Source organism: Roseibium sp. JB4-4 (assembly GCF_055693425.1).
On sequence record NZ_CM146333.1, the window covers coordinates 2,468,326 to 2,489,147 of the forward strand.

Annotated in this window: 17 protein-coding genes; 7 read left to right on the forward strand and 10 right to left on the reverse strand. The window is 56.8% G+C overall.

All coding sequences use genetic code 11. From position 1 onward, the window contains the following. Nucleotides 1–8: 8 nt before the first annotated feature. The 9 genes from deoC to ACZ1HV_RS11495 form a co-directional block, all read right to left on the reverse strand. The gene (deoC, locus tag ACZ1HV_RS11455; protein WP_472718149.1) at nucleotides 9–791 is read right to left on the reverse strand and encodes a deoxyribose-phosphate aldolase; all 783 of its coding nucleotides are present in this window, start codon (nucleotides 789–791) and stop codon (nucleotides 9–11) included. After that, complete coding sequence (locus tag ACZ1HV_RS11460) at nucleotides 788–1,597, reverse strand: purine-nucleoside phosphorylase (RefSeq protein WP_472718150.1); 810 nt, start codon at nucleotides 1,595–1,597, stop codon at nucleotides 788–790. Before ACZ1HV_RS11460 ends, deoC begins: the two co-directional genes overlap by 4 nt. A 6-nt stretch (nucleotides 1,598–1,603) precedes the next feature. Continuing rightward, nucleotides 1,604–2,002 carry a cytidine deaminase gene (locus tag ACZ1HV_RS11465; RefSeq protein ID WP_298982775.1) on the reverse strand — a complete coding sequence of 133 codons (399 nt, stop codon included), beginning with the start codon at nucleotides 2,000–2,002 and terminating at the stop codon, nucleotides 1,604–1,606. After that, nucleotides 1,999–2,967 (reverse strand): ABC transporter permease, encoded by a 969-nt coding sequence (locus ACZ1HV_RS11470; RefSeq protein WP_298822113.1) that lies wholly within the window; start codon nucleotides 2,965–2,967, stop codon nucleotides 1,999–2,001. The genes ACZ1HV_RS11465 and ACZ1HV_RS11470 overlap by 4 nt, the downstream gene beginning before the upstream one ends. Before the next feature lie 2 nt (nucleotides 2,968–2,969). Further along, a complete protein-coding gene (locus ACZ1HV_RS11475; protein ID WP_298960599.1) occupies nucleotides 2,970–4,076 on the reverse strand; it encodes an ABC transporter permease in 1,107 nt (368 codons plus the stop codon). Beyond that, nucleotides 4,073–5,626 carry an ABC transporter ATP-binding protein gene (locus ACZ1HV_RS11480; protein ID WP_298960602.1) on the reverse strand — a complete coding sequence of 518 codons (1,554 nt, stop codon included), beginning with the start codon at nucleotides 5,624–5,626 and terminating at the stop codon, nucleotides 4,073–4,075. Before ACZ1HV_RS11480 ends, ACZ1HV_RS11475 begins: the two co-directional genes overlap by 4 nt. 67 nt (nucleotides 5,627–5,693) lie before the next feature. After that, nucleotides 5,694–6,689: a BMP family lipoprotein gene (locus ACZ1HV_RS11485; RefSeq protein ID WP_472718151.1), complete on the reverse strand. Its 996-nt coding sequence runs from the start codon at nucleotides 6,687–6,689 to the stop codon at nucleotides 5,694–5,696. Between the two features lie 88 nt (nucleotides 6,690–6,777). After that, a complete protein-coding gene (locus tag ACZ1HV_RS11490; protein ID WP_298822169.1) occupies nucleotides 6,778–7,761 on the reverse strand; it encodes a BMP family lipoprotein in 984 nt (327 codons plus the stop codon). Between the two features lie 86 nt (nucleotides 7,762–7,847). After that, nucleotides 7,848–8,798, reverse strand: coding sequence for a sugar-binding transcriptional regulator (locus ACZ1HV_RS11495; RefSeq protein WP_298822109.1), 951 nt, complete (start codon nucleotides 8,796–8,798; stop codon nucleotides 7,848–7,850). A 1,186-nt stretch (nucleotides 8,799–9,984) separates the two neighbouring features. On the opposite strand from ACZ1HV_RS11495, the gene ACZ1HV_RS11500 reads away from it, so the two are divergent. From ACZ1HV_RS11500 to hrpB, 4 genes are all read left to right on the forward strand, one after another. Next, on the forward strand, nucleotides 9,985–10,839 hold the full coding sequence (locus ACZ1HV_RS11500; protein WP_298822108.1) for a DUF1194 domain-containing protein: 855 nt from the start codon (nucleotides 9,985–9,987) through the stop codon (nucleotides 10,837–10,839). A 191-nt stretch (nucleotides 10,840–11,030) separates the two neighbouring features. Continuing rightward, nucleotides 11,031–11,456, forward strand: a complete 426-nt coding sequence (locus ACZ1HV_RS11505) for a methylglyoxal synthase (protein WP_298822107.1) — start codon at nucleotides 11,031–11,033, stop codon at nucleotides 11,454–11,456. Beyond that, complete coding sequence (locus ACZ1HV_RS11510; protein WP_472718152.1) at nucleotides 11,453–12,493, forward strand: ROK family protein; 1,041 nt, start codon at nucleotides 11,453–11,455, stop codon at nucleotides 12,491–12,493. Before ACZ1HV_RS11505 ends, ACZ1HV_RS11510 begins: the two co-directional genes overlap by 4 nt. A gap of 9 nt (nucleotides 12,494–12,502) precedes the next feature. Then, nucleotides 12,503–14,974 (forward strand): ATP-dependent helicase HrpB, encoded by a 2,472-nt coding sequence (gene hrpB / locus ACZ1HV_RS11515; protein WP_472718153.1) that lies wholly within the window; start codon nucleotides 12,503–12,505, stop codon nucleotides 14,972–14,974. A gap of 67 nt (nucleotides 14,975–15,041) precedes the next feature. Here the strand turns inward: hrpB and putA are convergent, their stop codons facing one another. Next, entirely contained in the window at nucleotides 15,042–18,182 is a 3,141-nt protein-coding gene (putA, locus tag ACZ1HV_RS11520) for a bifunctional proline dehydrogenase/L-glutamate gamma-semialdehyde dehydrogenase PutA (RefSeq protein WP_472718154.1), read from the reverse strand. A 143-nt stretch (nucleotides 18,183–18,325) separates the two neighbouring features. Here putA and ACZ1HV_RS11525 point away from each other — a divergent pair, with 143 nt between their 5' ends. The 3 genes from ACZ1HV_RS11525 to ACZ1HV_RS11535 all read left to right on the forward strand — a co-directional run bounded on the left by ACZ1HV_RS11525 (nucleotide 18,326) and on the right by ACZ1HV_RS11535 (nucleotide 20,757). Further along, nucleotides 18,326–18,781 carry an Lrp/AsnC ligand binding domain-containing protein gene (locus tag ACZ1HV_RS11525; protein WP_298822103.1) on the forward strand — a complete coding sequence of 152 codons (456 nt, stop codon included), beginning with the start codon at nucleotides 18,326–18,328 and terminating at the stop codon, nucleotides 18,779–18,781. 112 nt (nucleotides 18,782–18,893) lie between these two features. Further along, a complete protein-coding gene (locus tag ACZ1HV_RS11530) occupies nucleotides 18,894–20,117 on the forward strand; it encodes an ABC transporter substrate-binding protein (RefSeq protein ID WP_298822102.1) in 1,224 nt (407 codons plus the stop codon). Then, nucleotides 20,107–20,757, forward strand: coding sequence for a hypothetical protein (locus ACZ1HV_RS11535; RefSeq protein WP_472718155.1), 651 nt, complete (start codon nucleotides 20,107–20,109; stop codon nucleotides 20,755–20,757). Before ACZ1HV_RS11530 ends, ACZ1HV_RS11535 begins: the two co-directional genes overlap by 11 nt. Nucleotides 20,758–20,822: the final 65 nt, after the last annotated feature.

Below are 20,822 nucleotides of genomic sequence, written 5' to 3' on the forward strand. Positions count from 1 at the left end.
AAGCCGTCCTAGTAGCCGTGATGGGAGTGATCGACGATTTCCTGACCTTCGATCGTGGAAATCAGGGAATCCAGCAATCCGCTCGCACCGAAACGGAACGTATGCGCCGATACCCAGTTGTGGCCCATGATCCTGTCAGCGACGGCCAGATACGCTGCGGCATCTTCAGCGGTCTTGATGCCTCCGGCAGGCTTGAAGCCGATGACGCGTTCCCCATCGTCCCGGCGGGCCTCCTCAATCGCGGTCAGCATGATTTCCGCAGCTTCGAGGGTCGCGTTGACGGCAACCTTGCCGGTCGAGGTCTTGATGAAATCTGCGCCAGCAGCAATGGCCAGGTTTGACGCAGCATGGATCAGCAGCGGGTCCTTGATCTCGCCGGTCTCCAGGATCACCTTCAAGAGTACTCCTTCCGGGATAACAGCCTTGATGCGAATGATCTGCTCTTCGGCAAAACCCTTCCTGCCTGAGACAAAGGCCTTGTACGGCATGACCAGGTCGACTTCGTCTGCACCATCGGCAATCGCCTGTCTGGTTTCCGCAATCACCGCCTCCGTATCTTCACCGCCGGCTGGAAAGTTGACGACAGTCGCCACTTTGACACCTGTGCCTGTCAGTTCCTTGGCGGCCTGCGCAACAAACCGCGGCCAGACACAAACGGCTGCGACAGAGCCGTGGTCTGTGACCGTGCGCGCGCACAGTTTGGTGATATCCTCAGCGGTACAATCGTCATTCAAATTGGTGAGATCAACCAATCCGAGAGCACGCGCTGCGATTTCGATCATGTCACTCATTCACCGACCTCCTTCACAAATGCCCGCACCAGCTCTTTCATCCGTTCCATGCCCTGAAGGGCAACCGATTTGGTTTCATCGTGTGACAGCGCATGGGCCTGCAAGCCCGCACCGTAGTTCGTGACGATCGACATCGCGGCCACTCTCAACCCCAGGAACCTTGCCATGATGACTTCCGGCACCGTGGACATGCCGACCGCATCAGCACCCAGCATCTTGGCCAAACGAATTTCGGCAGGCGTCTCAAAAGAGGGGCCGGAGAACCACATATAGACCCCTTCCGCGACCGGATCTCCGGTTTCAACTGCCACCTTTTTCATGGCGGCTCGAAGTTCTGGGTCATACGCGGCACTCATGTCGAGAAAGCGCTTTTCGTCTTCCTCGCCGATCAGCGGGTTCTTGCCGGACCAGTTGATATGGTCGGAAATCAGCATCGGAGACCCCGGCGCAACCTCTTCCCGCAGTGAACCCGCCGCATTGGTCGCAAGCAGGATCTCGCAGCCAAGTTCCTTCAGTGTTTCAACAGGTGTACGCATCACCGTCGGATCACCGCTCTCATAATAGTGCGCGCGTCCAGAAAGGATCACCACAGGAACACCTGCGAGCGAACCTGCTACCAGTTCGCTGGAATGAGACGTCACAGTGGAGATCGGAAACTCGGTCAGATGCGAATAAGGAATTCGCACAGCGTCTTCAATTTCCTCGGCAAGCGCTCCGAGACCGGATCCAAGGATCATGCCAATCTTGTAGGATCCCTGACGGGCAGCGCGGACAATATCCGCACATTCACGGCCGTAACCACTCATGGAGGGTCAGTCCTTCTTGTCTTCGAGTTCAAATGCAGCCGGCAGCAGCTCATCCATTGTGAAACTGCGTCGGATGCCGTTTAAGTCGGCGACATGGACGATCAGATCGTCCGTGCCGAATTCCTTCAAACGCTGACGGCACATGCCGCAAGGTGTGCACAAAGCCGCATCGCCAATCACAACCGCCTCGGCGATCTGGCGTTGGCCGGCCGCGATCATAGCACTGACGGCGCCGCCTTCCGCACAAACGCTCACCGGATAAGAAGCGTTTTCAACATTGCACCCGGTGAAGACATTCCCGTCCGGGGTCCGCAATGCGGCCCCGACAAGGAAATTCGAATACGGCGCATAGGCCTTTTCGCGGACCGCCCTGGCGGCTTCAAAGAGGGCGTTCACATCGCTCATGAACGTTCCTTTAGATACGGGATACCTGCTGCCTTTGGAGGGATCGCCTTGCCGATGAAGCCGGCCAGGAGGATCACGGTGAGGATGTATGGCAGAGCCTGGAAGAACTGGACGGGAATTTCGCCAATCCCGGGTATCTCCTGCCCCTGCATTCGGATGGAAACAGCATCCAGAAAACCGAAGAGCAGGCAGGCAAACATTGCGCTGGCCGGACGCCACTTGGCAAAAATAAGCGCGGCCAGTGCAATAAAGCCCTTGCCCGCGGTCATGTTCACACCAAAGCCCGAGCCCTGAGCGATCGATAGATAAGCACCTGCAAATCCACACAGGATGCCGCAGGCGATAACAGCACGATAGCGCAGCCAGGTGACGGAAATGCCCGCGGTATCCACAGCGGCAGGACTTTCGCCGACCGCGCGCAGGCGCAAGCCGAAACGGCTGCGGAACAGAACCCACCAAGTGAGCGGTACAGCAAGAAAGGCTGAATAGACCAGGAGGTTATGTCCCGAAATCAACTCGCCATAGAGCGGACCGATAAACGGCACCTCGCGGATCTGTTCGGCAAACGGCCAGACGACATCCTTGAAACGTCCACCATCCGGCAGGGACGGTGTCCGCCCACCTTGCTGGAACCATGTCTGGCCGAGAAGTGCCGTCAGGCCTGCCGCCAGGAAATTGATGGCGACACCGGAAACGATCTGGTTGCCGCGATTGGTGATCGAGGCAAAGCCGTGCAACAGCCCAAGAGCGACGGAAACGGCAATGCCGGCCATCAGGCCAAGCCAAGCGTTTGCAGTGATGTAGGCAACGGCACCGGCCCCGAAAGCGGCTCCCAGCATCTTGCCTTCAAGGCCGATGTCAACGACGCCGGAGCGTTCAGAATAAAGACCGGCCAGACATGCCAGAAGCAGTGGAGTTGAAAGACGGACAGTGGAATCAAGTGTCAGGATCAGAACTTCGAACATGTCTACGCCTCCTTCGCCTTAAGGGCCCTTGAGGGCGTAAACAATCGGACAATCGTTGGCCGGAACATGTGTTCCAGTGCCCCGGCGAACAGAATAACAAGACCTTGAATGACGATGATCATATCACGCGTGATGCTTGGCATCTCGAAGGATAATTCCGCACCTCCTTGATAAAGCATTCCAAACAGCACCGCTGCGAGAACGATACCGACCGGGTGGGCGCGGCCCATAAGCGCGACTGCGATGCCGACAAAGCCATAACCCGTCACAAAGTCGATCAAAAGCCGATGCTGAGAACCCATGATTTCGTTGATTGCCATCATGCCGGCGAGACCGCCGGAAATCAGCATTGTGACCACAATCGTCTTCACGGGTGAAATGCCCGCATAGACGGCTGCTGTTGCATTGGCTCCGAAGGAGCGGATTTCAAACCCGAGTTTTGTCCTCCATATCAGCAGCCAGACAAGGACGCAGGCCCCCAGCGCAACGAACAGCGACAGGTTGACTGGCGCATAGCCGAAGCCGAAGGACGGAAAAATGTCATTGAGGAACGGCAGGCGGCCGCCTTCCTCAAAAGTGCGGGTTTCCGATTGCATCGAACCGGGTTTCTTCAAGATGTTGTTCAGCAGATAGACCATGAGCGACGACGCAATGAAGTTGAACATGATCGTCGTGATAACAACGTGACTGCCGCGCGTTGCCTGCAGCCAGCCAGGGATCAAGGCCCAGGCTGCGCCCATCATGGCGGACCCAAGGATTGCAAAGGGCAGCGTTACGTACCAGGGCACATATTGGTCCAGTGCGAGGCAGGCAAAGGCCACGCCGAGACCACCTATATACGCCTGGCCTTCACCACCGATATTGAAGAGCCCGGCATGAAACGCAACGGCAACAGCAAGGCCGGTAAAAATGAAGTTCGTGGCATAAAACAGCGTGAAGCCGATGCCTTCACCATAGCCGAGGGACCCCCATACGAGGATCTTCACGGCCTCCAGGGGGTTTTCACCAATCAGAACCACAACAAGACCCGAAACCAGAAAGGCAGCGGCCAGGTTCAGAAACGGAATAAGGCCATAGTCGGCCCAGCGGGGAAGCTGTCCGGAATTCATTGAGCGCCTCCTGCTGCCGCGGTTTGGTTGTCTTCAACACCGGCCATCAGCAGGCCAAGTTCGCCTTCTTCTGCATTTGCGCCTCGTTCGCCGACAATCTTGCCGTCAAACATCACTAGAACTCTGTCCGAGAGCGCGCGAATTTCATCCAGCTCAACGGACACGAGCAATACCCCCTTACCTGCGTCTCGCATTTCTACCAGGCGGCGGTGTATGAACTCGATTGCACCGATATCGACGCCGCGCGTTGGTTGCCCGACCAACAAGACTTCAGGATCGCGCTCGATCTCGCGGGCAAGCACGATCTTCTGCTGATTGCCACCGGAAAAGTTGGCCGTTTTCAGCATCGGATTCGGGGGTCGGATATCGTATTTTTCTATTTCGGCGACGGCGTTTTTCTTGATCGCGCCAAGATCCATCAAGACGCCCTTCGAATAGGCCGGATCCCGGTGATAGCCGAGTATGGAGTTTTCATACTCATAAAAGGAGTTGATCAACCCCATCCGGTGCCTGTCTTCCGGCACGTGCCCCATGCTTTTGGCGCGCATATCGGCAGCGTCCAGCCTGCTCGTGCCAAGATCGATCGTTTCACCGTTTATCTTCAATGTGCCGCTGGTCGCCCTGCGAATACCGCACAAGGTTTCAAGCAGTTCCGACTGTCCGTTGCCCGACACACCCGCGATGCCGACGATCTCGCCTGCCCGCACGGTAAAGCTGACATCTTTCACCACCTGCACACCGCGGCTGTCGGTCACGGTCAGGTTTTCAACTTCCATGACCGGCGCTTCCGGGGTGGCCGGGTCCTTGTCGACCCGCAGAAGGACGCTTCTGCCAACCATCAGTTCGGCCAACTCTTCCATCGAGGTCTTCGCAGTTTCGCGCGTTGCGACCATTTCACCGCGCCGCATGACGGAAACGGTATCCGTCACTTTCATGATTTCGCGCAGCTTATGGGTGATCAAAAGAACCGTCTTGCCCTCGTTCTTCAGGACTTCAAGGATCTTGAAGAGGTGATCAGCCTCAGCTGGTGTCAGGACCCCGGTCGGCTCGTCCAGGATCAAGACCTCAGCACTGCGATAAAGCGCTTTCAGGATTTCGACCCTTTGCTGCAATCCCACTGGCAGGTCCTGGATCAACGCATCGGGATCGACGCGCAGCTCATATTCGTCTTCAAGATGCTTGAGCGTGGTGCGTGCGCGCGACAATCCGCCGGCCAGCAACGCACTGTCTTCCGCCCCAAGGACAACGTTTTCCAGCACGGAGAAATTGTCGACCAACATGAAATGCTGGTGAACCATGCCGATCCCCATTCCGATGGCAGCCTTGGAATCTGAAATGGTGACCTTTTCGCCATTGATGAGAATGTCGCCATCATCAGCTGCATAAAAGCCATAGAGAATGGACATGAGCGTTGATTTGCCCGCGCCGTTTTCCCCAATGATGCCATGAATTGAGCCCTTCTTCACAACAAGGTCGATATCCTTGTTGGCGTGGACCGGCCCAAAACTCTTGTTGATCTTGCGCAGTTCAATTGCCGGCGTATCGCTCATGCCTTCCCCCAGGCCTGACATATCTTGCTTATCATTCTTGCCCCCTCACCGCTGACGGGCCTTTCGCTCAGAAAGGACACTTTCCGTCAGCAACGACGTCGTGAACGTTGATCGATCCGTCCGAAATTCCGGCGACCGCCTTATCGGCAGCAGCTTTCATCTCCGATGTGATCAGATCCTTGTTGTTGTCATCCAGAACCCAGTCCATGCCGCCGTCGGCAACACCCAGCACCTGAATGCCGGGTTTGAAATCACCGTTCTTGGCGGAAGTGAAACTGTCGAAAACAGCGTTGTCTACCCGCTTGCGGATGGATGTCAGCACCTTACCCGGGTGCAGTCCGTTCTGATTGCTATCCGTGCCGACACCTAAAATGCCAGCGTCTGCCGCCGCCTGTAGAACACCGATGCCGGTGCCGCCGGCAGCCTGTATTATGACGTCCGCACCTTGCTGGATCTGACCTGTTGCCAGTTCTCCGCCGCGCACCGGATCAGCAAATGCGGCCGGGGTGTCGCCGGTCATGTTCGAGACAACCCTGATGTCAGAGTTTGCATCAAGAGCACCTTGTTTGTACCCGCAGAGGAACCGCTGAATGATCGGGATATCCATACCGCCAACAAAGCCTATGGTTCCGCTTTTTGACGCCATGGCTGCGAGCAGCCCCCCGATATAGGCGCCTTCATGCTCCTTAAAGACATACGAGCGGACATTTGGCTGGTCGACGACCATGTCGACAATCGCGAAGTCCGTTTCCGGAAAGGTTGGCGCTACCTGGTCAAGCGCATTGGCCTGATTGAACCCTATGGCCACAACCGGCGAGCTGCCCCGGCTGGCAAAATTGCGCAGCGCCTGCAGGCTTTGGGCATCCCGCTCGAGTTCGAATTCACGAACACTCTCGCCGCTGGCCTCCTGAAAACGCTTTACTCCCGTGAAGGCGCTTTCATTGAAGGAACCATCGAACTTGCCGCCAACCGAATAGACGATGGCCGAATCGGCCAGAGTGGACGTGGCTGAGACCGTAGTGGCCATCAAAGCGGAAAAAAGAACTGACCTGAAAGAGAACATCCGGCTCCCCGCAACGCTGGTTGAGCGGTCTTGAAATTCATGGAATGGCCCCCGCGGAAAATCGCGGAGGCCAATGTCTGGTACCGCCTTAGAACGGGCAGGACTGGTCGGACATATAGTCGTGGACTTCGATCTCACCTGAGATGATTTTCTGAGAGGCAAGCTCAACAGCTGCCTTCATTTCATCATTGACGAGTTCTGCATTGTGATCGTCCAGTGCCCAGTCGACGCCGCCCTCTTTGAGGCCGAGGACTTCAAAGCCAGAGGACCATGTATCGTTCTGAGCATCTTCAAACGCCTGATAAACGGCAATGTCGACGCGTTTCAGCATTGATGTCAGAACGGAACCGGGATGCAGCGCATTCTGGTTGCTGTCGACGCCGATACCGAGCTTGCCAGCATCAGCTGCTGCCTGAAGAACGCCAATGCCCGTACCGCCGGCCGCGTGATAGACAACATCAGCGCCACGATCGAATTGTGACTTTGCCAGCTCGCCGCCCTTGACCGGATCGTTCCAGGCCGCACCGGTGGTGCCGGTCATGTTTTCGAAGATTTCAGCGTCGGCATTGACGGATTTGACACCCTGCTTGTAGCCGCAAGCGAATTTGCTGATCAACGGGATGTCCATGCCGCCAACGAAACCGACTTTGCCGGTTTCGGAAGCCATTGCCGCCAGCATGCCGACAACATAGGAGCCTTCTTGCTCCTTGAAGAGGATGGAACGCACATTTGGCAGATCCACAACCATGTCGACGATAGCGAACTGAAGGTCCGGGAATTCCTTAGCAACTTTCTCGACAGCGTTGGCTTGCGAGAAACCGATCGCAACGATCGGGCTCATGCCGCGCTTTGCGAAGTTACGCAGAGCCTGCTCGCGCTGGCTGTCGTTCTGAATTTCAAAGTCACGATATTCGACGCCGTTGTCTTCCTTGAACTTCTCAGCACCCGTGTAGGCTGCTTCGTTGAACGACTTGTCAAAACGACCACCAAGGTCGTAGAGCACTGCCGGCTTGATATCAGCCGCCATCGCACCAGCGACAGAAAAGGCCAGACCGGCGAGCGCCGTGCCCATGGTAAGAAGCTTTTTCACGTTTATGTCCTCCGACATGCAGGGCTTTGCGTTCAGCTTGCCCATTTCCCCTCGTGACCCAGCCGCATTCACGCGGACTGTGCCAGTTGCGATCCGACCCGTGCACTCAAAGCCCTCGCAAGGGTCTCGTCTGTCACAAGGTCGGTAATGACACCGGTGCGCAGAGCCGCAAGCGTGGCATCCACCTTGCTCTCTCCGCCCACCAGCGCAATCAGTCTGCGCCCACGCACTTCCTCAAAATGCAGACCCACGGCACAATCGCCAAGCGGGTCCGGCGCCAATTCTCCGTCAATCGTCAAGAACCGGCCCATCAGGTCGCACACTGCGCCCCCTGAAAGCAGCCCTTCCTGCTCTGTCTTGGTAATCATGCCGCGCTGAACCAGGTGACCCTCATTTTCAACCGAACCAATTCCGATTAGAAATGCATCCGATTGACGCGCGCGCTCCATCAGGTCCTGAACACTGCGCTGGGTGAGGAACATTGCCCTCTCGTCCTGATTTTCGGCAAAGTAAGGCACAGGCAGGTAGTAGCCGATACCGCCAGTGCGTTCCTGCATCTTCTGCACAATGTCATAGGGGTTTGCGGCAAGCGTGCGGGTGAGCGATCCACAGATCGACATGATTTCCAGGTCTGACCGCGAAACCTTCGGCAAAGCTTCAACGGCGGCGGTCAACGTTCGCCCCATACCCACACCAAGCCGACTGACACTTGTACCGCTCAAGAGGCCAGACAGAAACTGTGCTGCAGATACCGCCACAGCTCTCAACGCGCTTTCGTCGTCACCGCCGCCCAGATCCGGAGCCACGATACAATTTGTCAGGTCGAAGTGGTGGGAAAGTTCTTTTTCCAGCTTCAGGCATTCCATGGGCCGGCCATCCACCTGGAACTTCACATAGCCCTCACGCTGGGCATGTGCGATGAGGCGGTGTACCTTGGCGGGAGAAACACCGAGCTGGGAAGCGATTTCGCCTTGCGTCCGGCCGCCCACGAACGACAACCAGGCCGCACGTATGGCCATGTATGATGTCCAGTCGTCGTCGCGCGCCTGCATCCGCGTCGAAACCTTCCCCTCTGCCGCGCACCCTTTTCAGGCAAGCGGTGGCTGCGCCATGCTCTCTTTGGAGCCTTGTCTTTGCGGGCCCGGCTTTCCGGGTTACCGAAAAATTCTTCACATAGTGAGAATTTATTCAGATCATGACCAGCCTTGCTGCTGCCGTCAACTAAAAAACTGCCGAAATTCTGGCCAAAGGGCGCATTTTAAAGCAGCAGATCGCAGGAGCGCCACCGACTACGGGACGGAAAAATCTGCCCAAACAACGTCAATCTGCAACAAAAGCCGGAAAATGTTGCCCAGTCATTGGGCAAATTCTGCCGCCTCACCGGAGACCCACCCTCCGATTTCGCAAAAAGGACCCGACAGCCCCCTTCATTTCGCAATCGGCTTACCGCAACACGCGAGGCCTTTATTCTTAAAGAACAAACCGGCCAACGCGGCACATTCATTGACATAGAAGGAACTTCTGGCCTGAGCCATTCGACTTAACAGATCGTCGTTCAATGGGGGCAAACTGGGAGACCAACTTCCTCGTTCGGCCGGCAGAACCCTTCGCGAAGGAAACGCCAAAGCAGCTGCATCCCCACAAGCATTCAGACCGGGAATCAAGTTATTTTGCCACCAAAAGACAAAGGCTGAAATACAGCTTTGGAACGGGATCCATGTTCAATTCGGATTTGAGCGACTTCCCTTTAAGGTTAACACTTGATTAACCAATTTTGCTTGACCACGCGACACATCCAAAGCGCCTTCTTTGCGATCACTTGCGACAGTCGCGGTTTTTCTTCTCCCCATGCCGTCGCTCAAAATAAATTGAAGCCATCAAACACAGCAGATCAAACCGTAATTTCATGAGCTTACGTATAGGTAATCTATTGCCGGATGGCCGGTCAGAAAATTTTGCCTAGCAATTCAAGCCCGGGCTCACCACCTGTGGATAGAAGCCGCACTCCGTGCACATTCATTTTGCCAGCCAACCCGAATTACGCTACGGTTGGCATGTAGCTTGCTAAGTAAAATATCAAGCTGAGCCAAGGCATTCGCCCGTTCCTCGTGAATAATTACGAGGGATGTTTAGATGAGGAATACAACGACAAAATAACAGGGGAGACGTGGCAACCAGCCGAAAGGCTGACATAAGGAGAAAACAATGCGTCTCGACAAATTGACGAAACTCTGTGCACAGACAGTCTCTGCAATACTGTCCCTCTTCTGTGCGGCCATTATTTTCGCCGCACCTTCGGCCGCCCGTGATTTTCGACCGGTCCTGACCTCTTCGACAGCCTACAGTTATGACCCAGCCAAGGAAGTCGACGTCGAACTTGTGCTGGCCGTCGACATCTCCCAATCCATGGATACGGAAGAACAGGAAGTTCAGCGAGCCGGATATGTTGCCGCGCTCACATCAAGCGAATTTCTTGACGCCATTCAAGTTGGCCCCATCGGCCGAGTTGCAGTCACCTACATGGAATGGGGCGGCGTTGACGAACACTTCATCGTCGCCGAATGGACCGTGATCCAAGACGCCTCCTCTGCCTCTCATTTTGCTTCCAAGATCGCTGAGGCACCGCTCAGGCAGGTTCAGCGCACATCTATAGCGTCTGCCCTGGAAAAGTCCGTTCAACTGGTGCAAGGCAACGAATATACCGGCCTGCGCCAGGTCATTGACATTTCGGGGGACGGTCCGAACAACCAAGGTGGTTCCGTGACGGAGATGCGTGACCGCATGATCGCCGCAGGAGTTACGATCAACGGCCTTCCGCTGATGATGAAATCCAACAAGAACACCTGGCAGGCCATGCTGCACCTCGATCATTACTACGAGGACTGCGTGATCGGTGGCCCGGGCTCCTTTGCCATTCCTGTCAGGTCACAGGAAGGGTTTGCCGATGCAATCCGGATGAAGCTGGTCATGGAAATTGCAGGGCTCCATTTGCCGAAGCCCGCACCCCTTGTCCAGAAAGCTTCGGGACGCGAACGCATCCGGTGCGACCTCTTCGACTAACCCAGCCACGTCTTCGCCAGTTTCAAAGGCCGTGCTCCCAACCGGAGCGCGGCTTTTTTTCCTTGTACAACGCCTGAAGTAATCGATTACATTCGCGCAGATCTTGCATAAACTGCGGATCTGCCTTTGCGCAATCGGATCAATGGGGCTAAACACATCCCGCCGCACGCCACTGAACAAAAGGACACTCCATGCCAGCTACGCTCGCACTTGTTGCGCACGATGCCAAAAAGGACGCTATGGTCGAGTTTGCCAAGCGGCATGAGGACAAGCTTGCAGCATTTGATCTGGTGGGAACGGGCACGACAGGTGGCCGTATTCTGGAGGCCTGCCCGTCGCTCAAGCTGACAAGGCTGAAAAGCGGTCCGCTGGGAGGCGATCAGCAACTCGGCGCCATGATCGCGGAAGGCAAATTGCAAGGCCTAATCTTTTTTGTCGACCCGCTTTCTCCCATGCCTCACGATGTCGACGTCAAGGCTTTGATGCGCCTTGCGACCGTTTACGACATGCCAATGGCTCTTAATCCATCAACCGCTGACATCTTACTGCGTTCCGCCCGCCTTACCGGACTGCAGACAACGTCCGAGACCCCTGAAGTTGGCTCCAAAGCATCATGAGTTTTCCTGAAAGTTCCAAGGCTTTTGCCTATCCGGTTCTGGTCGCCGACATTGGCGGTACGAATGCCCGCTTTGCGCTTGTCGATGGAGCAGACGCACCGACCCGTATGTGCGGCAAGACAGCAACCGCCGACCATGTCGATATCTGTTCCGCAATTCGTGGCACCGTTTTCCCGGAAACAGACATCAAACCGCGTACAGCGATCATTGCGGTAGCCGGTCCCGTTACGGGCGACAAAATTCCGCTGACCAATGCGGCGTGGGTAATTGAACCGCTGAAGATGATATCGGAACTGGGCCTTGAAGAGGTTGTCGTCCTGAATGATTTCGAAGCACAGGCTCTCGCCCTGCCCGGCTATGCAGGTGAAGACGTCGAACAGGTAGGATCCGGAGCGATCCGCCCGGCCAGCACCAAGTTTGTACTCGGCCCCGGCACCGGACTGGGGGCAGCTGCAATGATCCATGCTGCCGCGACCTGGATACCGGTTCCTGGTGAAGGCGGCCACGTGGAGCTCGGGCCCGTTACGACGGAAGACTTCGAAATCTGGCCGCATATCGAACGTGTTGGTGGCCGCATCGGCGCGGAACAATTGCTCAGCGGCACTGGACTGCCCCGCCTTGCACGCGCGGTCGCAGAATGGATGCAGGCCGAGCGGCAATTGGAAACACCAGCAAGCATCACGCAAGCGGCAGAACAAAATGACGCGGTTGCCGTCAAAACGCTTGAAGTCTTTGCACGGGCCCTCGGCCGAGTTGCCGGCGATTGCGCCCTGACCGTTTTGTCCCGTGGCGGGGTTTATCTCACCGGTGGCGTGACACCCCGGATCACCCGATTTCTGACTGACGGCAAATTCCGGGCCGCATTCGAGGCCAAAGCGCCGCATGAGGTCCTGATGGCCAAGATACCGACCTTCATTGTTCGCCATCCAAATCCTGCGCTGGAAGGGCTTGCGTCCTTTGCAAGAACACCGGACGCCTTCGCTGTGGACATGCAGGGACGGCAATGGAACGGACCGGTTTCCGCCAACGACAATTGACCTGAAGCCATGTCTTCCGCACTTGGCTTCAAGACCGCATTGCCGATAGACGGCGTATTGCCGGACCTGCTGCACGCGCTTGAAAAAAGCGCGAATGCCGTACTTGTTGCTGAACCGGGTGCTGGAAAGACAACGCGTGTTCCGCTTGCCCTTCTTGATGTACCCTGGCGCGGTGACGGCAAGATCCTGGTTCTCGAACCTCGCCGACTGGCGGCCCGGGCAGCGGCGCGGCGCATGGCCAAAGAGCTGGGCGAAAAGCCGGGCGAAACAGTCGGTTACCGGGTTCGCATGGACTCCAAAATCAGCGCGAAGACGCGGATCGAAGTCGTCACCGAAGGTGTGTTCACCCGGCTGATACTGGAAGATCCGGAACTGACAGGTGTGGCTGCAGTTCTTTTTGACGAATTTCATGAGCGCTCGCTTGACGGCGACCTGGGTCTGGCTCTCGCACTTGATGTTCAGTCTGCACTCAGGGACGATCTGCGCCTTCTGCCAATGTCTGCCACCCTGGATGCCGCCCGCGTCGCAAACCTCTTGGGAACAGCTCCGGTCATCGAAAGCAAAGGGCGCAGCTTTCCGGTTGAAACACGTTATCTCGGCCGGTCAACCACGGAACGCATAGAACCTCAAATCGCACGCATGGTTCGGCAGGCCGTGCAGGAGGAAAATGGATCGGTCCTGGTATTCCTTCCCGGCCAGGGAGAAATCAAACGAACCGCTGATCTTCTGGCGGGTAATCTTCCCGCCGATTGCACGCTTTCGCCGCTTTATGGCGGCCTGGACTCCAAGGCGCAGGATGCGGCAATCAAGCCCGCAGCGTCCGGCACCTGCAAGATTGTTCTGGCAAGTGCCATCGCACAGACTTCGCTCACCATTGAAGGCGTGCGCGTGGTCATTGACAGCGGTCTTGCAAGGGTCCCCAGATATGAACCACAAACCGGTTTGACGCGCCTTGAAACCGTGCGTGTATCCAGGGCAACAGCCGATCAACGCCGCGGCCGAGCCGGCCGAACCGAACCTGGCATCTGCTACCGGCTTTGGGACGAGGCGCAGACGGCGGCCCTACCGGAAACAGAAGCACCGGAGATCTTGGAAGCGGATCTTACCGGACTGGTTCTGGATCTCGCTGCCTGGGGTACGCTTGACCCAACAAGTCTCAGTTTCATGGATCCGCCGCCGGCAGCTGCCTGGAATGAGGCCAGAAACCTGCTCTCCGATTTGCATGCCCTCGATCGTGCCGGACGCCTGACGCCTGCGGGAAAGGCGCTTGCAAACCTGCCGCTTCACCCCCGTCTTGCACATATGCTGCTGGAGGGGATTGCGCGAGATCTCGGGATGACAGCCGCACTGATCGCACTGCTGCTTTCAGAGCCGGGGCTTGGCGGCAGAGATCCCGATCTTCGCACCCGACTGCGATCAGTACGCAACGACAAGGGACAACGCGCCAGAGACGGGCGAACACTCGCCGCGCGCTGGCTGCGCCAGGCCGGTGGGTCAGGATCGGGCGTCGACCTTGAAAGCACCGGATTTCTTTTGGCGCTCGCTTATCCTGACCGTGTAGCACAGGCCCGTGGCAAGACCGGGCGCTTCCGCCTTGCCAACGGACGCGGTGCTGAACTTGACATCAGCCACGTTCTTGCAGCTGAACCGTTTCTCACCGTCGCGGATATACAGGGAAAAGCCGCCAACGGCCGCATCCAGCTTTGTGCGCCGATTTCCAGAACGGATATCGAGGATCTCTTTGCTAACGACATTGTTGAGGACGACGAAGTCCAACTGACGGCGGAAGGCGCGATCAAAGCAAGGCGTGTAAAACGCTACAAAGCCGTTGAGCTGCAATCGGTTATCGTTCAATCACCGAACTCGGACGCAATCGAAAAAGCACTTGTCGACGAAGTACGGCGCCGTGGCGTCGCTCGTCTTGACTGGAGCAAGGACCAGCAGCGGCTTCGCCGACGGGTTGACTACGCTCGCTCAAACGGCGCGTCAGATCTGCCCGACCTTTCAGACGAGTTTCTTGGTGAAACACCGGAGACCTGGCTGCAACCCTTTCTGGCTGGCATCACCCGGACCAACGCAATCGACGCGGCCGTGCTCGGCAACGCCCTCAGCGTCTTGCTTCCTTTCGATGCCATGGCGCATCTTGATGCGCTTGCTCCCTCGCACTTCACAGCCCCGACCGGCAGCAAAGTTCCCATTGACTACGGTGCGGTGGCGGGCCCGACGCTTTCGATCCGCGTTCAGGAACTTTTCGGCCTGACCCACCATCCAAGCGTTTGCGATGGCAAACTGCCGCTGATCCTGGAACTGTTGTCGCCCGCACAGCGACCGATCCAGATCACCAAGGACCTCCCCGGTTTTTGGGCCGGGTCCTGGAAAGACGTAAAGGCCGACATGAAGGGACGCTACCCGAAGCACCCCTGGCCGAATGATCCGACGTCTGCGGAAGCAACAAGGCGGGTGAAGCCGCGCGGGAAATAGCCTGCCTGTTTTGATTGTCCCCTATCGCGGGCGAGGTTTCGGGGACAACGCGTGTCGCTAAGCTTGTTCAATCATCCGACGCGGCGACCAGGCTTGCATTGCCACCGGCTGCTGCTGTGTTGATCGACACCACCTGTTCCAGCGCGAACCGGGTGAGATAGACCGGCCCACCTGCCTTTGGACCAGTGCCGGAGAGACCCGATCCGCCGAAGGGTTGCGTACCGACAACAGCGCCGATGGTGTTGCGGTTGACATAAACATTGCCAACGGACAAACGGTCGACCACCTTTTTCACGGTCGCATCGATGCGGCTATGCACTCCAAGCGTCAGGCCATAGCCGGTGCCGGCGATCTGATCGAGAACCTTATCAATGTCTTTTGCTTTGTAGCGCACCACGTGCAGCACGGGGCCGAACACTTCTCGAGACAGCGCCTCTGCCTGATCCAGCTCGATAATATGCGGTGAGACCCAGGACCCATTTGAGAGAGAGCCGCTCGGCAAATCGCCTGCAAATCGCAACGTCTGGCTTTCAGACATTTCATGGATGTGTGCCATGATGTTGTCTCGCGCTTCCTCGTCAATCACCGGGCCTATATCCGTTGACGGCAATCTTGGGTCCCCGAGTTTGAGTTCCTTCGCAGCACCTTCCAGCATCCTGAGCAGTGTGTCGGCGACATCTTCCTGCACGTATAACAGGCGCAAGGCGGAGCAGCGCTGGCCGGCCGAGCGGAAAGCGGACATCATGACATCGTCGCAGACCTGTTCCGGCAAAGCGGTCGCGTCCACGATCATTGCATTGATGCCGCCTGTCTCGGCAATCAACGGTACGATCGGCCCGCGCTTTGCAGCAAGTGTTCCGTTTATTGCCCAGGCGGTTTCGGTCGACCCGGTAAAGGCCACACCGGCAACATCAGGATGAGAGGTGAGCGCGGCACCGACATCGCCCTCGCCCGGTAACAGAAAGAAGGCATCTTCCGGAACACCTGCTTCATACATGAGTTTTGCCGTCTCAAAAGCAATCAGCGGTGTTTGTTCTGCGGGTTTGGCGACAACCGAATTGCCGCCCAGAAGCGCAGCACTGATCTGACCCAGGAAGATCGCCAACGGGAAATTCCAGGGCGAAATACAGACAAAAACACCCCGGCCGCGATAGCGATACCGGTTCTCCTCACCAGTCGGTCCCGGCATCAACCTGCCTTCGCCGAAATGCGTCCGCGCCTCGTGGGCGTAGTAGCGGCAAAAATCGACCGCCTCTCGAATCTCGGCGATACCATCGGCCAGGCATTTTCCGGCTTCCATGGACAGGATCATCATCAGCCGGTCTCGGTTTTCCTCCAGCAGATCACCAAGCCTGTTCAGTGCTTCAGCCCGCTCATGCACCGGCCTTCTCGACCAGGTTTCGAAGCCTTTCTTCGCTGCAGCGACGGCCTCTTGTGCGTTTTCCTGGCTTGCAAATCTTACCGTTCCAACGCGAGTTGTTCCGTCCATGGGAGAAAAAACAGGATGCGCATCACCGCCGATCGAGAGCCCAGCGCCCAACGGTGCTGCTTGCGTGAATGGAACCGAGGTCTTGCGCATGCCTTCAACCAGGAGACTGCGTTCAGCCGCATGACCGAATTCGATACCGTCGGAGTTCTGCCGGCTTGCGCCATAAAGATCCGACGGCAAGGGAATGGATCTGTTTGTGGAATGATGACCATTGTCCAGAATGTCTTTTGGCCGTTTCAGCAAGGCTTCCGTCCGCACCGACGCGTCGCCGACAATGGTGACAAAGGATGAATTCGCACCGTTTTCCAACAACCGGCGAACCAGATAGGCCAAAAGGTCCTTGTGACCACCCACCGGTGCATAAATGCGGCAAGGGAAACCGTCCCGCTCGCATACGGACTTGTAGAGGCTTTCGCCCATACCGTGCAGGCGTTGGAACTCGTAGCCTTCAGCCTTGCCGCCAGACAGCTCGATGATCTGCGCAACCGTCAGGGCATTGTGCGTGGCGAACTGCGGATAGAGCACATCACGGGCAGCGAGCATGCGCTTGGCGCAACACAAATAGGAAAGGTCTGTTGCAGCCTTTCGCGAGAAGACCGGATAGCCGCCAGCACCGTTTTCCTGGGCGTGCTTGATTTCCGTGTCCCAATAGGCGCCTTTTACAAGGCGCACCATCATCTTGCGTTTTGTCGTTCTGGCGGCCTTCACCAGCCAGTCGATTATCTCCACGCCGCGTTTTTGATAGGCCTGCACGGCCAGGCCGAAGCCATCCCAATTCGCGGTAACCGGATCGGCGAGCAATGCAGCTATGACGTCCAGCGAGATTTCAAGTCGGTCGGCTTCTTCGGCATCGATCGTGAAATTGAGATTGCGGTCCTTGGCCATTTGCACCAATTCACGCAGTCGCGGCAGCAACTCATCGCGCACCCTGTCACCGTTGACCGCCTCATAGCGAGGGTGGAGCGCTGAAAGCTTCACTGAAATCCCCGGACGCTCCGGCAGGTCCTTGTCACCGGCAGACCTGCCAATCGCCTCAATCGCATTGGCGTAGGACTGGAAGTAGCGTTCCGCATCCTTTGCCGTGCGCGCGCCTTCACCCAGCATGTCGTAGGAATACCGGTAACCTTTGGCTTCCTGTGCTTTCGCACGTTCCAGGGCTTTCTGAATGGTTTCTCCCAACACAAACTGATGCCCGAGAAGCTGCATCGCCTTGCGGGTTGCCACGCGGACGGTCGGCATGCCCATGCGTTTGACCAAGCTCGACAGGATACTCTGCGGCGTATCACCCGGATGCAGCAGACGAGAGGTGATCCCAAGGGCCCAGGAGGATGCGGAGACCAGCCAGGTGTCGGATTTTTGGTCTGACGGTTCGTCAAAGCGGGCTGCTGCCAGCTTGTCCTCAATCAGCTTGTCTGCCGTTTCCGCATCCGGCACGCGTAACAGCGCTTCAGCCAGAACCATCATCGCAAGACCTTCACGCGTGGTCAGGCCGAACTCACGCATGAAATCCTCGACACCGCCAAGCCCTACCTGCACGGAGCGCATATCCTCTATGAGCCCGCGCGCGCGCTGATCGATCAGCTTCTCGACAACGGGATCTGATGCAGCTTCTTTCAGGAGTGCTTCGACAAGCACCCTGTCCTCGGGCGCATAATCCGCGCGAAATGGAACCAGATCGTCACCGTAACCCATCTTCACAGCAGCAGCAGTGGCAGTCATGAAAACCTCCCAAACGTCCTCTTCGGGACATGGATCAATACATTTCTCTAGAATATCCGAAATTCTTGGGCTTTATTCCCTATTTTTTTGTCAATATTCCGTGCTATCTCCGGCAAAATTAAATTTTCAAGAGGTAATTCACTATGCTTGATGCAACTGACCGGCGGATATTGAGGGCGCTGCAAGAAGACGGACGCATTACCAACACCGAGCTGTCAGACCGCGTTCGCCTCTCGCCAACGGCGACGGCTGAGCGGACCAAGCGTCTCATACGCGAAGGCTACATCGAAGGTTTTTCAGCCACCCTCGATCCCAAGAAGGTTGAGCGGGGCCTTTTGGTGTTCGTCGAAATTCGTCTTGAAAGAACGACACCGGACATCTTTGACGCTTTCAAGATCGCGGTCGAACGCTCCCCCGATATTCTTGAATGTCACATGGTCGCCGGCGGTTTCGACTATCTCATGAAAAGCCGGGTCAAGGATATGGAAGCCTATCGCAGCTTCTTGTCGGATGTGGTGCTGGCCTTTCCAGGCGTACGGGAGACGCATACATATGCTGTCATGGAGGAAATCAAGGACACGCATGTGCTGCCGGTCTAGACTTCGCGCAGAGCATGGCATGGCCTTCGCAGCGCCGGTTCACAAAGCCTTGTCTTGACCGTGTCGTACCGTCTTTGCGAGGGGAACGCAGTTCAGATCAAAAGGACTTCAGATGACTCGACTTCTCGCCGCCGGTCTTTGCCTTTTCGCGCTCGTTCTAGTGCCTTTGACTGCACTCGCTCAAGCAACCCAGGAAGATCCTGCCTGGCAGGCCCTACTGGACAAAGCAAATGGTCAGACGGTCTATTTCCATGCCTGGGGCGGAGAACCTCGGATCAACGCCTATATTCAATGGGCGGCTCGTGAGGTCGCGCGGGACTACGGTGTGCGTGTCATACATGTGAAAGTCAGCGACACAGCGACAGTTGTCTCCCAGGTTCTGTCGGAAAAATCGGTCGGAAAGGCCTCTGGTGGTGCTGTCGACCTCATCTGGATCAACGGCGAAAATTTCGCGTCGATGAAGGAAAACGAACTTCTGGCTGCGCCTGGTTGGGCGGAGACCCTCCCGAACTGGGCATATGTCGATGTAGAGAACAAGCCGACAGTCCTGGTTGATTTCACTGTCCCGACCGATGGTCAGGAAAGCCCTTGGGGTATGGCGAAACTTGTCTTCATGCATGACAGTGCGCGCCTTGAAACACCTCCTGCATCTCTTGACGAACTTCTGGCTTACGCAACGGCCAATCCGGGACGGTTTGCCTATCCTCAGCCACCCAACTTTTACGGTACGACATTTCTGAAACAGGTTCTTGCAGGCACGGTCGCCAATGCCGAACTGCTTTCCAAACCGGTAGACAAGGCCCAATTTGAAGAAGCGGTCGCACCGCTGTTTGCTTATCTTGATAAGTTGCACCCTCAGCTGTGGCGTGAAGGACAGGCATTTCCCAAGAACGCCTCTCATATGCGCCAACTGCTTGCAGATGGTGAACTCGACATTGCCTTTTCATTCAATCCAGGTGATGCGTCCGGTGCGATTGCCAATGGCGAACTGCCTCCGACTGTTCGAACGTTCGTTTTTGAGGGCGGCACGATCGGCAACACTCACTTTGTAGCCATCCCCTTCAACAGTTCTGCCCAGGAGGGCGCGCAAGTCTTCGCGAACTTCCTCCTGTCCCCCATGGCACAAACACGCAAGCAGGAACCGGAAATCTGGGGAGACCCGACGGTACTCGACGTTGCAGGACTGCCTGCAAATGAAAAGGCCTTGTTCGACACCATGGACCTTGGGCCGGCAATCTTGTCGCCGGAAGACCTTGGACCGGTCTTGCCCGAACCACACCCTAGCTGGGTCAAGGCCCTGGAAGAAGCCTGGGTCCAGAGGTACGGTGCCGAGTGAGGTTGATCGCTTGTCGCAGGGAACCCGGCTTCGTGTGGACGCCCCTACCATTCTCGTAACGGTGTTGCTGGCAGGCCCGGTGCTTGCCGGCCTTGCGGGAACGGCACTTCCAGCATTCGGTTATCTGCCAGCATTGGGTTACGGGCAATTCTCATTCGCACCGTTCCAGCAGTTGTTTGAAGCTCCCGGGCTCGTGACATCCGCTTTGCTCAGCCTGTCGACAGGATTGACAGCTTCGCTGCTTTCGCTTGCGATCGTGCTTATCTTCACCGCAGGTTGGTCGGGTACGCAGACGTTTCGGCGTTTGACGCGGTTCTTGTCACCACTTCTATCTGTCCCGCATGCAGCAGCAGCTATCGGACTTGCCTTCCTGATAGCTCCATCGGGGTTCGTGGTGCGGCTGGTGTCTCCTTGGGCGACCGGATGGACGCGTCCACCCGACATTTTGATCCTGAACGACCCCTACGGTATGGCAATGACGTTCGGCCTTGTCGCCAAGGAAGTACCGTTTCTTTTTCTGATGACGCTGGCGGCGCTGAACAGGCCGAGAACCCAGGATTTTTCAAAGCCGGCGCCGGTCTGGGCTATGGTCGTATGGCGACTTTCTTCAAGATCGTCCTGCCGCAGGTCTATCCCATGATCCGCCTGCCGATTCTCGCCGTCGTCGCCTATTCCACTTCCGTGGTCGATGTGGCAACGATCCTG

What these genes read in the sequence shown, in the direction of transcription:
- ACZ1HV_RS11525 (WP_298822103.1), top strand. Translation starts at nt 18,326, where the DNA reads ATGCTTGATGCAACTGACCGGCGGATATTGAGGGCGCTGCAAGAAGAC.
- ACZ1HV_RS11510 (WP_472718152.1), top strand. Translation starts at nt 11,453, where the DNA reads ATGAGTTTTCCTGAAAGTTCCAAGGCTTTTGCCTATCCGGTTCTGGTC.
- ACZ1HV_RS11475 (WP_298960599.1), bottom strand. Translation starts at nt 4,076, where the DNA reads ATGAATTCCGGACAGCTTCCCCGCTGGGCCGACTATGGCCTTATTCCG.
- ACZ1HV_RS11485 (WP_472718151.1), bottom strand. Translation starts at nt 6,689, where the DNA reads ATGTTCTCTTTCAGGTCAGTTCTTTTTTCCGCTTTGATGGCCACTACG.
- ACZ1HV_RS11480 (WP_298960602.1), bottom strand. Translation starts at nt 5,626, where the DNA reads ATGAGCGATACGCCGGCAATTGAACTGCGCAAGATCAACAAGAGTTTT.
- putA (WP_472718154.1), bottom strand. Translation starts at nt 18,182, where the DNA reads ATGACTGCCACTGCTGCTGCTGTGAAGATGGGTTACGGTGACGATCTG.
- hrpB (WP_472718153.1), top strand. Translation starts at nt 12,503, where the DNA reads ATGTCTTCCGCACTTGGCTTCAAGACCGCATTGCCGATAGACGGCGTA.
- ACZ1HV_RS11460 (WP_472718150.1), bottom strand. Translation starts at nt 1,597, where the DNA reads ATGAGTGGTTACGGCCGTGAATGTGCGGATATTGTCCGCGCTGCCCGT.
- ACZ1HV_RS11470 (WP_298822113.1), bottom strand. Translation starts at nt 2,967, where the DNA reads ATGTTCGAAGTTCTGATCCTGACACTTGATTCCACTGTCCGTCTTTCA.
- ACZ1HV_RS11530 (WP_298822102.1), top strand. Translation starts at nt 18,894, where the DNA reads ATGACTCGACTTCTCGCCGCCGGTCTTTGCCTTTTCGCGCTCGTTCTA.
- ACZ1HV_RS11490 (WP_298822169.1), bottom strand. Translation starts at nt 7,761, where the DNA reads ATGGGCACGGCGCTCGCCGGTCTGGCCTTTTCTGTCGCTGGTGCGATG.
- ACZ1HV_RS11500 (WP_298822108.1), top strand. Translation starts at nt 9,985, where the DNA reads ATGCGTCTCGACAAATTGACGAAACTCTGTGCACAGACAGTCTCTGCA.
- deoC (WP_472718149.1), bottom strand. Translation starts at nt 791, where the DNA reads ATGAGTGACATGATCGAAATCGCAGCGCGTGCTCTCGGATTGGTTGAT.
- ACZ1HV_RS11465 (WP_298982775.1), bottom strand. Translation starts at nt 2,002, where the DNA reads ATGAGCGATGTGAACGCCCTCTTTGAAGCCGCCAGGGCGGTCCGCGAA.
- ACZ1HV_RS11505 (WP_298822107.1), top strand. Translation starts at nt 11,031, where the DNA reads ATGCCAGCTACGCTCGCACTTGTTGCGCACGATGCCAAAAAGGACGCT.
- ACZ1HV_RS11495 (WP_298822109.1), bottom strand. Translation starts at nt 8,798, where the DNA reads ATGGCCATACGTGCGGCCTGGTTGTCGTTCGTGGGCGGCCGGACGCAA.